Source organism: Nostoc sp. NOS(2021) (assembly GCF_017115025.1).
Classification (GTDB): domain Bacteria; phylum Cyanobacteriota; class Cyanobacteriia; order Cyanobacteriales; family Nostocaceae; genus Nostoc.
The window spans coordinates 1-13146 of sequence record NZ_JABXKM010000224.1; the positions used below are offsets into that span (position 1 = coordinate 1).

Consider the following 13146-nt stretch of genomic DNA (forward strand, 5'->3'; position numbering starts at 1 on the left):
GGGGTTGGGGGTGGGGTTCTTTATATTATGGGTAATTTGGCGGACATGATATGAATAGGTAGTGGGGAGCAGGGAGACAAGGGGACAAGGAAAATAACCATGCCCAATGCCCCATGCCCAATGCCCCATGCCCAATGCCCTCATTTAAGTTGTTCAATTAGCTCAATAATTTGTTGATAATACTGGATATTTCCTTCTTGATAATACAAGTCTGCGGATTTCTGGAAATCGGCAATTGCTCTTTGAGAGTCTCCCAGATTTTGGTAGACATCTGCCCTAAGGATGTAAGCTGAAGCCCAATTAGGCTGACGCTGTAAAGCTTGGTTTAAGTCTGCAAGCGCTCCTTGTAAGTCTTTTAATAAAGAACGGCTACGACCCCGATTGTACCAGTCTTCAGCAAAGCTGGGGTCGATCGCGATCGCTCGGCTGTAATCTTCTATTGCCTTTTGATAATCTTCTAGGGCATAGCGAGCATTAGCGCGATCGCTGTAAAATGCAGCAGATTGGGGATTAATTTGTAAAGCTTGGGTGTAATCTGCGATCGCACTTTCATATTCTTCTAAAGCATAGCGGGTAGAACCTCGGTTATAATATGCTTCAATTAAATCAGGATTAATTTCTAATGCTTGATTATAATCTGCGATCGCTGCGTGTTCATCTCCTAAAAGACGACGAGCATTTCCTCGATTGCAGTACGCTTGCGAAAAATCAGGAACAAGCTCTATTGCTTGGGTGTTATCATCAATTGCTCCCTGTAAATCTTGCAGGGCTTCGCGAGCAATACCCCGACCATAATAAGCTGCGGCTAAGTTATCATTAATCTGTAATGCCCGATCATAATCTTTAATTGCACCTTTATGATCTCCTAAAGAACGACGAGCCGCCGCGCGATCGCAATATCCTTCTGCTAAATTAGGATTGAGTTGTAATAGGCGATTACTGTCTTCAATTGCACCTTGATAATCTCCCAATCGGCGACGAGCATTGGCCCGAAAGCCGTATACTAAAGCTAAAGTCGGATTTTCTTGTAATGCTCGGTCATAATCTGCGATCGCACCCTCGTAATCTTCAATAGTACTACGGACAAGACCCCGCTCAGAATAGGCTTGCACATCATCAGGATTCAGCTTTAATGCTTGGTTAAAATCTTCAATTGCTCGGTGATATTCTTTAAGATAAGAAAGAACAAGACCCCGATTGTAGTATGCTCCGGCAAAGTTGGGATTTATTTCAAGTGCGCGGTTGTAATCTGCGATCGCACTTTGATAATCTGCTAAAGCGTAGTGGGCGTTACCTCGGTTATGATAAGCCTCCGCCAAGTTAGGATCTAATTGTAATGCTCGGTCGTGGTCAGCGATCGCTTCGTGATAATTTCTTAAGATATGATGAATATTACCCCGATTGCTGTAAGCTGCGGCAAAATGGGGATGCCATTGTAAAGCTTGCTGAAAATCTGCGATGGCTCCTTGATGATCACCGCTCTCAAAACGAGCGACACCCCGATTATGATAAGCATTGGCGATATCAATATTGATATTATCAGCTAATTGGGTACTCATCTCTATTGTTTGGATATAATCTGCGATCGCTTTGTCGTAGTCTTCTAAGGCAAAGTAAGCATTACCCCGGCTGTGGTAAGATTGGGCTAAATTGGGATCTATTTGTAATGCTTGGTTATGATCAGCGATCGCTCCTTGATAATCGCCTAAAAAGTAACGTGCATTAGCTCGGTGATAGTAGGCTGTGGCAAAATTGGGATTGATTTCGATGGCGCGATTAAAATCTGCGATCGCACCGTGATAATCTTTGAGTTGACCACTGAGAATAATCCCTCGATTATGGTAAGCTTCAGCATAGTTAGGATTGAGCTTGATTGCTTGGGTGTAAGCTGCGATCGCTCCTTGATAATCCCCTTGCGAATTGTGGTTTAATCCTTGGTTTAAAAAGTCTTCAGCATTCATGTAATTTTTTGGGATTTCGACATTCCTTAGCTTTCAGGCAACGGGATTCTTGTTTAACAGTTTTATTTTATCCGTGATAGGACTTATATCAAGTTCGGCAAATCACTTACGATATGTCATTGCGAATGCAACGAAGTGGAATGTTCGCGTAGCGTCTCGTAGAGAAGCAATCGCAAAGGTTTGGGATTGCCACGCGACCCTCGCAATGACATAAGTATTAAGTTGGACATGATATTACGCGCGAGTTACGGAATAACGTAGACACGAAGTGGCTTCCCGTTCGCGTAGCGTCTCCGTCAGGAGAAGGGTACCGCAGAGGCGCAGAGTACACAGAGAAATCAGAGTTTCAGAGATATTTTGCGTAAGTCCTACGTGACCTAAATTAAAACATTTGAGTAATTCAAATTGTCCAACCGAATTACTCATCTACACGGGAGTGGGTTAAAATCGGGCACCGCCATCCACTTCTATGACGCTACCAGTAAAGTAATCACATTCAATAATAAAACGCATGGCCTGCCAGATTTCGTAAGGTTCAGCTATGCGACCGATAGGTATTTTAGCAGTCATTTGTGCCAAGGCTTCTGGAGATACTCGACTGAGGATTGGGGTATTCGTCAATCCAGGTGCGATGCCGGCTACCCGAAATCCGAAGGATGCCAATTCTAAAGCCCATGTACGTGTGTCTGCGTCTAGTCCCGCCTTGGAGGCACTATAATTTGACTGACCAGGATTGCCTGACCTGGTTACAGAAGAGATATTCACTATTAAAGCTGGGGAAATATTCTTCTCAATCGCTACAGCCGCAAATTCTCGTGACATCAAAAAAGCACCGGTCAAATTCACATCAATTACCCGCTTCCATTGTGCCGTCGGCAGTTTACGTAACCAACCCTCTTCGTCACGTGTAACTAGTAACCCATCACGAAGAATGCCCGCATTGTTAACCAAGGTATTAACATATCCAATCTTTTCAAAAGCGAGGAGAACAAATTCTTTAACAATTGATTCATTCGCTACATCAAGCTGTAATCCGTAGATTTCTCCTGGCAATCCAATACCCTCTGCTTCCAAGGCTTTTAGACCATCCACATCCAAATCGCCGCCAACCACTTTGGCCCCAGCACGAGCCAACTCTAAACTGATGCAACGTCCGATTCCACTGGCAGCCCCGGTCACTATTGCGTTAATATTTTCTAATTGCATAGTATTTTACAGAACATGGTATGATGAGCAACTGAAATGTTATTAGACCTCTTGCAAAAGTCCAAAAATTAGGAATGGTATTCGGAGCCAGATGCAAGTTAACCAAGAAAATCGCAAGATAACTTAACATCTTGCATGAATCTGTGTTCAACTTCATGCTCTAGATAAACATTCCAGCGTTTTGAGCATTTTTCCAAGAAGTTTATAAAAATAGAAACAAACAAAATCAAGGAACAAGATACTGCAAAATGTTTTTTGAATCAAGTGAGTTTGGATTTATCGCAGTTTTAGAAGCCAACTGGCTATTAATCAGAAAAGAATTAGAGCAACTCCAGCCAAAAAACTTTATTGATTGGCCAGAAAAAAATATTTATAACCAAGGCTGGGAAGTTTTTGGATTGTATGCTTTTAGCAATAAAATTGAGGAAAACTGCCGATTGTGCCCTGAGACAACTAAGTTAGTTGAGATTATACCAGGTATGACAACGGCGGGGTTTTCTTCTTTAGCTCCAGGAACCTATATCGGCCCTCATTTTGGCGCTACTAAAGCTGTTTTGCGCTGCCATTTGGGCTTAGTTGTGCCCGATGAATGCGCTATTCGGGTAGACAGTGAAACTAGAAGTTGGCAAGAAGGTAAGTGTTTAATTTTTGACGATACATTTGAGCATGAAGCCTGGAATAAATCTGACAAAACCAGAATTGTCTTACTTATCGACTTTAACCGGCCAGAGTCAACTTTAACCGAGCCATTGGGACTCAACCAAACGATTGATGAAGAGTATTGGTTAAAGATTTTATCCCAAACTGAAACCTCCGCTAATTATTAATATCAATTCTGTTGTTCATAAACGAATTTGATTTATGGAAGTTTATGTATTGCCTCTATCCCTCTCTCAAAGGCAACTCTGGTATCAGGAAATAGTTTCTTCTGGTAACATTGCATATAATATTCCGATTGCCTTGCGTCTAGTGGGTAATCTTCAGCAAGTAGCCCTGGAAGATTCTTTCCGGGAAATTATCAACCGCCATGAAATTCTCCGAACAACGTTTGCTCAAGAAAATGGGGAACCTGTTCAATTAATTCATCCAGAACAGGAATTTGATCTCGAATATAAAATAATCGAATCACTATTAGATAAACAAGCAGAAAACCTCAAAATCATCTTAGAAACAGAATCGCGTCGCCCTTTCAATCTCGTCAAAGGCCCATTGATGAGAGCGATTTTGTATCAGATATCAGCACAAGAGCATATTCTCTTGGTGAATATGCATCATATTATCAGCGATGGCTGGTCTTTAGGAATATTTGTTAAGGAATTGACCGAATTTTATAGTGCTGCTGTTCAAGGTTCACAAGTCTCTTTACCAGCACTACCAATTCAATACGGTGATTATGCTGAATGGCAACAAAATTGGCTGCAAGCAGAGTCAGTTCAACAACAATTAGCTTACTGGGAACAAGCACTAAAATCACCTCTGCCGGTGCTTGATTTACCTCTAGACAAATTACGTCCAGCATCACAAACTTTTAAGGGCGCAGTGTGGCGCGAACCTCTGTCAGCATCCCTCACTGCTTCTCTGGAGGTATTGGCGAAAGCAGAAGGTGCTACCTTTTTTATGGTGGCATTGGCAGCTTATCAAGTTTTATTATTTCGTTATTCTGGTCAAACCGATATTATAGTTGGTAGTGCGATCGCTAATCGCAAACGTAGCGAAATTGATCACCTGATTGGTTATTTTGTTAATACTTTACCCCTACGCGGTGATCTTTCTGGTCAACCTTCATTTTGTCAACTTCTGCGCCAGATATCTCAAACCTGCGTTGAAGCTTACACTCATCAGGATGTCCCCTTAGAACTCTTGGTAGAGAAACTGAAAATTAAGCGTGACCCTAGTCGTTCACCCATTTTTCAAACCCTTTTCGCCCTGCAAAATGCACCTATCGGCGAAATTAAGTTACCAGGAATCACCGTCACACCCATCTATATAGATAATGGTGGTGCTAAATTCGACCTCAGTTTGATGTTAGAACCTGCTGCGGAAGGATGGCTAGTAGCACTAGAATATAACACCGATTTGTTCACACCGGAAACAGCCCATCAAATACTAACTCATTATCAACAAATATTAATCGCTGCCGTTAGTGCGCCTGATGTTAGCATTAACGCTTTACCGCTGTTAACAACCAGCGAACGACAGAAACTTTTAGCCTTCGGCTCGACATCAGAATATGCAAAATTAGAGCCAACAAATTTAGTAGAACTATTTATTAAAAGCGCCCGCACTCATGGCGATAGAATTGCTCTAATTGCATCAGGAAAAAAATTAACTTATCAAGAATTAGACCAACGCTCCAACCAACTAGCGGCTATTTTACAACAAAAAGGAGTGAGTGCTGAAACACGGGTAGGGATTTTTCAAGAACGGAGTGCAGAGTTAGTAATTTCCTTACTTGCAGTCCTGAAGGCAGGTGGTACTTATGTACCGCTAGACCCTAAATATCCGAGCGATCGCCTACATTTTATTGTAGAAGATAGTGGGATTATTCTGTTATTGACAGAAGAGGCTTTGGTATCTGCAATTCCGGCGGTGGTAACGGAATTATTGGTGATTGACAAGATAGAATTTTCACCAAACGTAAATTTTACTTCCCAAATTATCCCTAATCAAGCAGCTTACATTATTTACACTAGTGGTTCCACAGGAGAGCCAAAAGGTTGTTTAGTAACTCACAACAACGTTGTCAGACTCATGCAAAATACAGCAGCATGGTTTGACTTTAATGAAAATGATGTGTGGACACTGTTTCACTCCTTCGCTTTTGACTTTTCAGTTTGGGAAATTTGGGGAGCCTTAGTATATGGTGGCAAACTAGTTGTAGTTCCTTATTTAGAAAGTCGTTCTCCCGAAGCTTTTCGCACCCTTTTACAACAAGAAGGCGTTACCATCCTCAATCAAACTCCTTCCGCCTTTCGCCAACTTATTCGGGCTGATAGAGAATTTGCAGACAAATTAAGCTTACGAGCAATTATTTTCGGTGGAGAAGCATTAGAATTACAAAGCCTCAAACCGTGGATAGAACGCTACGGCGATAGCAATCCGTGTTTAATCAATATGTATGGGATTACAGAAACCACCGTTCACGTTACTTATCGTCCCATTCTAGAAGAGGATATTTCCCAAAATCGCGGTAGCGTCATTGGTGTACCCATCCCAGACCTATCTCTATATATACTAGACGAATCCCTAGAACCCTCACCGTTTGGTGTCCCAGGAGAAATTTATGTAGGTGGTATGGGTGTTTCTAGAGGATATCTCAATCGGACAAGATTGACAGCAGAAAGGTTTATTCCCGACCCCTACAGCCAACAACCGGGAGCTAGATTGTATCGTACAGGGGATTTGGCGCGACGGTTGCCCAATGGCGATATTGAATATCTGGGACGCCGCGATTTGCAAGTGAAAGTACGCGGTTTTCGTATTGAATTAGGGGAAATTGAAGCAGCTTTAGCCACACTCCCACAAGTAGCAGAAGCGGTAGTTATTGTTCACTTAGAAGCTGAAAATGATCAGCGTTTGGTGGCTTATATTGTACCGAATGGTCAGACCGATCAAAATCAGTTGCGGACAGCCTTGAAAGAGCGTTTACCCGATTATATGATTCCGGCGGCCTTTATGTTGTTGGATGCTATCCCCTTGACCGCCCAAGGTAAAATTAACCGCAAAATATTACCTGCACCAGATTGGAATAAAGCTACTGCTAGACGCAGTTTAATACCACCACAAACTGACGCTGAAAAGGTAATTTGTCACGTTTGGGAGCAAGTTTTAGGTTTGGATTCTATAGGGATTGAGGATAATTTCTTCGATTTAGGTGGTGATTCCATCTTGGCGTTGCGAGTCGTCACCGAAATGCGCCGTCAAGGGTGGATATTAACGCCAAAAGAAATATTTCAGCAACAAACAGTCCAACGGCTGGCTATTGTAGCGCAAATGATGCGAGCGCCAGCCCTACCTACTGCTATAGTTGCAGGTGAAGTTCCCCTCAGTCCCATCCAAAAATGGTTTTTTAACCTCAATCTTCCCAATCCTCACCATTGGAATCAAGCCTTACTTTTGGAAGTCCATCAATCCCTGGAAGCGCCAACAGTTGCAGCCGCGATTCAAGTTATTTCCTCCCATCACGATAGTTTGCGATTACGGTTTCAACAAGAAAAAGGAGTTTGGCAACAGTTTTATACAGAAAACAAAGCCGCCTTTTCTTGGGAAATAGTTGATTTAGCCCTGAAAAGAGAGTCTGAGCAAAATTCTACCATGCGGGAAGTTGGGGAGCGAATACAGCGATCGCTTGATTTGACTAACGGCCCCCTTGCTCGTGCTATTTGGTTTAATCTGGGAGAAAATCGCCCATCTCGACTCTTAATAGTTATTCATCACTTGATTGTTGATGGCGTTTCTTGGCGGATTTTACTTCAGGATTTAGTAGAAGCAATTAGTGGTAGCCAAATTTCATCACCCACAACTTCTTTTCAGCAGTGGAGTCAATTTCTCCAAACTTTTGCCAACTCAACAGATATTCAAGCAGAAACACAGTTTTGGCTAGATATTATCAAAGGGGATGCGAAATTACCGCTAGATTTCGCCAACTCTTTAACAGACAACTTAGAGTCATCTGTTAAAACAGTTTCCTGGAAATTAACCAAAGAACAAACTCAGATATTTCTGACTAAAGCTAATAAAGCTTACCGCACCCAACCCCAAGAATTATTAATCGCCGCTTTAGGTAAAACCTTGAAGAATATTACCCAAGGGCAAATACTGCAAATTCTTATGGAAGGGCATGGTAGAGAAGAATTATCCTCAGATTTAGATATTACTCGCACCATTGGCTGGTTTACTACTCTTTATCCTCTGCATCTAGAATTGCCAGTCAGTAGTCTAGAGGCAGATATAATTAAAACCGTCAAAGAACAACTGCGTTCCATTCCCCAACGAGGGTTTGGTTATGGTCTTTTAAGATATCTGAATAACGAAACTGCTAATAGTTTTGCTGAAGCTTTACCAGCACCCATTAGCTTTAACTATCTCGGTCAAGTGCGAAGTGAAAGCGGCAAAAATAAGTTATTCCGCTTACTGAATGAAGAGACTGAATTAACACGAAATCCAGAAGGTTTGCGCCCGCACATCATTGATATTAACAGTATTGTTGTTGAAGGTGAATTGCGCGTTGATTGGTTGTATAGTTACAGCTTGCACAGCCAACAAACAATTGTTAAATGGGCTGGTGAGTTTCAACAAAATCTACTAGATATCCTCAACCATTGTACAGAAATAGATGTAGGTGGATATACACCATCAGATTTTCCCTTAGTTAGGATTCCCCAATCTTATCTAGACATTCTGCAAGAGAAATATTCCCAGTTAGAAGATATTTATCCCCTGTCTCCCTTGCAGGAAGGGATGCTATTTCACACAATATATAACCCAGAAGAGGGAATTTACTTTGAACAAGTAACAGGTAAAATCATCGGAAAATTCGATGTTGACAATTTTAATTTTGCTTGGCAAGCTGTTGTAGATAGACATCCAATTTTGCGTAGCGCCTTTGTTTGGGACAATCAAGATACGCCTCTGCAAATTGTTAGTAAATCTGTTAATTTCTCTATTTTACAACAAGACTGGCGCCATTTGTCGTCTCCACAGCAAGAGAATAAACTTCAGCAATATCTGAGAGAAGATCGTCAAAATGGATTTTTATTAGATAGATGTCCATTGATGCGGTTTAGTGTCATTCAGTTAGACAATTTTACCTGGCAATGGCTTTGGAGTCATCACCATATCATCCTCGATGGTTGGTCATTACCAGTAATATTTAAAGAAGTTCTGGCTATTTATCAATCAACCTGTCAACGAGTTCCCCATTCCCTACCTCCTGTTCCACCTTATCGTAATTATATTCAGTGGCTAGCAACTCGAAATCGTGAAGAAGCCAAGCAGTTTTGGCAGGAAAGTCTGCATGGTATTAATACATCCACTCGCCTATCTTGGCAACTACCAGAAGAGGAATTAGTATCTAATTTACCTGCCTATGCGGAAGTAGAATTACGCCTAAGTCAAGCAGAATTTGCCAAATTACAAAAGATGGCACAAAACCATCGACTTACACTTAATACTCTAGCTCAAGGTGCTTGGGGACTTTGTTTACAAAAACATGGTGCGGGAGAGGATGTACTATTTGGTGTTACCGTTTCTGGACGACCACCGGAACTTGCAGAAATCGAAAATATGGTAGGGTTATTTATCAACACCCTACCGATGCGAGTTCGCCTCAATCCGACAGTAACCGTCGCCGCTTGGCTAGAAAACATTCAACAGCATCATGTGCAGATGCGAGAATACGAATATAGCAAACTGACGGATATCCAAAAGGAAATCCCTCTGGCGGCGGGAGAGTCGTTATTTGAGAGTATTTTAGTCTTTGAAAATTACCCCGTTGACCAAACTTTAAAAGAGCAAGGTCAGCATTTTCGAGTTGATGAGATCCAGTTTTATGAACGAACTAATTACCCCTTGACAATAGGTGTAATCCCAGATACTGGACTGCTATTAAAGCTGAATTATCAAACCAAATTTCTGTCTGCAACAGCCGCGAAAATTCTGCTGTCACGCCTGCGAAATATTATGATAAATCTGGCCGAACACCCGGATTTTGTATTAGGAAAAATCTCGGCTTTATCAGCACAAGAGCGCATCTTCCATGAAGGGAATGCTATTGCTTGGGGAGATTTCCGCACGGCTCATCAGTTGTTTGAAAAGTCGGCAGATTTACACCCTAATGCTATGGCGCTAGTTTGTGGCGAGGATGCAATTTTTTATGGCGAATTAGAAAAACGTGCTAATCAATTAGCCGCCACCTTAATATCAATCGGCATTAACTATGAATCAATTGTAGGTTTATATTTTCACCCTGACCTAGACTTTATTATTGCCCTGCTAGCCGTGTTGAAAGCGGGGGCGGTATTTCTCCCCCTCGATCGCAGCTATCCCGAAACGCGGCTGCAATTCATTGTGGAAGATAGCCAAACTCGTCTGATTCTCACAAAAGAAGCCCCGCCTCCCGAATTATTTCCAGCTGATATTAAAGTGATAATTATTGGAGATGAGGAGCAATTATCAATACCTCATGGCACTAATCGTCCTAATTTAAAAATTAGACCAGAAAATCTCGCCTACATTATTTACACCTCTGGTTCCACAGGTAAACCGAAAGGCGTTTTAGTGTCTCATGCAGGTATTCAAAATCTGGTATGCAATCAAACTGCGAGTTTTGGTATTACAGCCGAGAGTCGCGTTTACCAATTTGCTTCTCTGAATTTTGATGCTGCAATTTCTGAGATTTTTATGGCCTTGGGTAGCGGCGCAACTCTATATCTGCAAGAAAAGGCAAATCGTTCTCCTAGTTCTACTCTTTGGGAAGCTTTAACCAATTGGCAAATTACTCATGTTACCCTTCCCCCGTCGCTGCTAGCCGCCATTGAACCTGCAAATTTACCGCAATTGCAAACCCTGATTGTGGCTGGGGAAGCGGCTTCTGGAGATTTACTTCGCCGTTGGGGTGGAGAGAGACGCCAAGTATTTAACGCCTACGGCCCCACAGAAGCAACAGTCTGCGCCAGCTTGATGAATTGTTCCCATTTACTCGGTGAACCCAGCATTGGGAAAGCGATCGCTAATGTCGAAATTTACCTCCTAGACTCCTTTTTAGAACCAGTGGCTTTGGGTGTAACTGGGGAAATCTATATTGGGGGAATCAGTTTAGCACGAGGCTACTTACATCGCCCCAGCTTAACAGCAGAGGCATTTATTCCCCATCCCTTAGCCAAAACACCGGGAGCGAGACTTTACAAAACAGGCGATCGCGGCGTTTACGACTTGCAAGGAAACATCCGGTTTATGGGTCGGCAAGATGCTCAGGTAAAATTTAACGGTTATCGGATTGAATTAGGGGAAATTGAAGCTGCTTTAACCAGATACGCCAGGGTAGACAGTGCAGTGGTAATCCTGCGCCAAGATATGCCAGGACGCAAGCGCATAGTAGCTTATGCTCTCACACCCAAGGAAAACCCACCTACTACCAACGAATTACGAGATTATTTAACAGAGGTTTTACCAGCTTATATGATTCCCAGTGCCGTGGTGTTAGTCACACAATGGCCCCTCACCCCCAACGGCAAAATTGATCGCCAAGCCCTTCCCGCACCCGAAATATCAACAACCCCAACCATACCAAAAACTCAAACAGAGGAGATATTAGCCCAAATCTGGGCAGAAGTGTTGGGGTTAGAAACCGTCAATCCCGATGATAATTTCTTTGAGTTGGGGGGAGACTCGATCATTAGCTTGCAAATCGTTTCTCGCACCCGTGCTGCTGGCTGGGAGATTAGCCCCAAAGACATATTTGAAGCTCAAACCCTGTCCCGAATAGCGGCGAGAACCAAACCATTAGCGCCAGGTGAGTCACCCCGCCCTGATGAACCATTAACTGGTACTGTTTCCCTGTCACCCATCCAGCATTGGTTTTTTGCTAAAAATTGGACTCATCCGCACCACTGGAACCAAGCGATCGCTTTGAATATTCAGGAACCATTGAAAATCGATGCATTATTGATGGCATTAGATGCTATAGTTGCCCATCATGATGTTTTGCGCTTAAAATTCCTTCCAAATCAAGGACAATGGGAGCAATCTTACTCTGGGCTTGCTGAAAGTCCCCCGTTGCGGCTCGAAGATTTTAGCAACTATCCACCCCAAATACAGCAAGATGCTTTAACAGCGATCGTGGAAGCAGAACATGGGAGTTTTCAATTTGACCGTCCGCCATTGCTACGAGTGCTATATGCCACAAATCTCACCGAATATGGAAACGTCCTGTTTCTCTTCGCACATCATTTAGTTGTAGACGGGGTATCCTGGCGGATTCTGCTGGAAGACTTAAACCAAGCCTACCAACAAGCTATAGATAATCAGCCTATTTCCTTACCTCCGAAAACATCCTCTTATCGAGAGTGGACTACATCTTTACAAATTCTGGCTGACTCAAACGAATTCATCAAAGATATCCCATTTTGGCAAAATATTCTCTCTACTCCTGTCACCCGATTGCCTGTTGATTATCCAGTTATTCCTGGAAGCAACACAGTAGATAGTACAGCCATAATATCTTGCCAACTGTCCCCAAAAGAAACAAATACTCTTCTCAAACAAGCAACCAGCACCTACCATGCTGGCGTGCAAGAAATTATGCTAGCCGCATTACTAAAAACCCTAACCGACATTTATAAATTGGATAGTTGGCTAATCGATTTAGAAGGACATGGGCGAGAAGAAATAGTCAGGGGATTGGATATTTCTAGAACAATTGGCTGGTTTACATCCCTCTATCCAATTATTCTGAGACAACCGATCAAAAATGCAGATCAGGATGTGTTGCTTAAAGAAATTAAAACCCAACTACGAGGAATTCCCCATCATGGTATCAGCTTCGGGTTGCTGCGTTACATCAGTCAGAATCAAGCTTTACAGGAAATCCTGGACACTGTACAACCACCTGCCATTAGTTTCAATTATCTGGGGCCAATTGACAGCGTGTCAAAAAGCAATAACCTATTCAATATCAGCAATGCTCCCACAGGAACAGGATTATTTACTAAACAAGAACGTCCCCACTTATTAGCAATTAATGCTCGCATCCAAAGCGAATGCTTGGAAGTAGACTGGTCTTATAGCCAGCACATTTATCATCGACAGACTATCGATAACCTTGTAGAAAGTTATCTGAACAACCTCCGTTTATACCTAACAGATTCAACATCTAGCAATTCCTCATTTTATAGTGCTACTGACTTTCATCTAGTTGAGTTGTCGGAAAATGAACTAGATTCAATTTTAGAAGATTTAGAATAACTGTTATCCAATCTTC

The 13146-nt window shown here is 42.4% G+C and carries 4 protein-coding genes; 2 read left to right on the plus strand and 2 right to left on the minus strand.

Going from position 1 to position 13146, the window contains the following annotated elements; all coding sequences use genetic code 11:
- Window positions 1-140: 140 nt before the first annotated feature.
- The gene (locus HWQ41_RS23765) at window positions 141-1961 is read right to left on the minus strand and encodes a tetratricopeptide repeat protein (protein WP_292768412.1); all 1821 of its coding nucleotides are present in this window, start codon (window positions 1959-1961) and stop codon (window positions 141-143) included.
- A 441-nt stretch (window positions 1962-2402) separates the two neighbouring features.
- A complete protein-coding gene (locus tag HWQ41_RS23770) occupies window positions 2403-3167 on the minus strand; it encodes an SDR family oxidoreductase (protein WP_292768414.1) in 765 nt (254 codons plus the stop codon).
- Window positions 3168-3415: 248 nt separating this feature from the next.
- On the opposite strand from HWQ41_RS23770, the gene HWQ41_RS23775 reads away from it, so the two are divergent.
- Window positions 3416-3994, plus strand: a complete 579-nt coding sequence (locus tag HWQ41_RS23775) for an aspartyl/asparaginyl beta-hydroxylase domain-containing protein (RefSeq protein ID WP_292768416.1) — start codon at window positions 3416-3418, stop codon at window positions 3992-3994.
- 34 nt (window positions 3995-4028) lie between these two features.
- Window positions 4029-13130, plus strand: a complete 9102-nt coding sequence (locus HWQ41_RS23780; RefSeq protein WP_292768419.1) for a non-ribosomal peptide synthetase — start codon at window positions 4029-4031, stop codon at window positions 13128-13130.
- Window positions 13131-13146 lie beyond the last annotated feature (16 nt).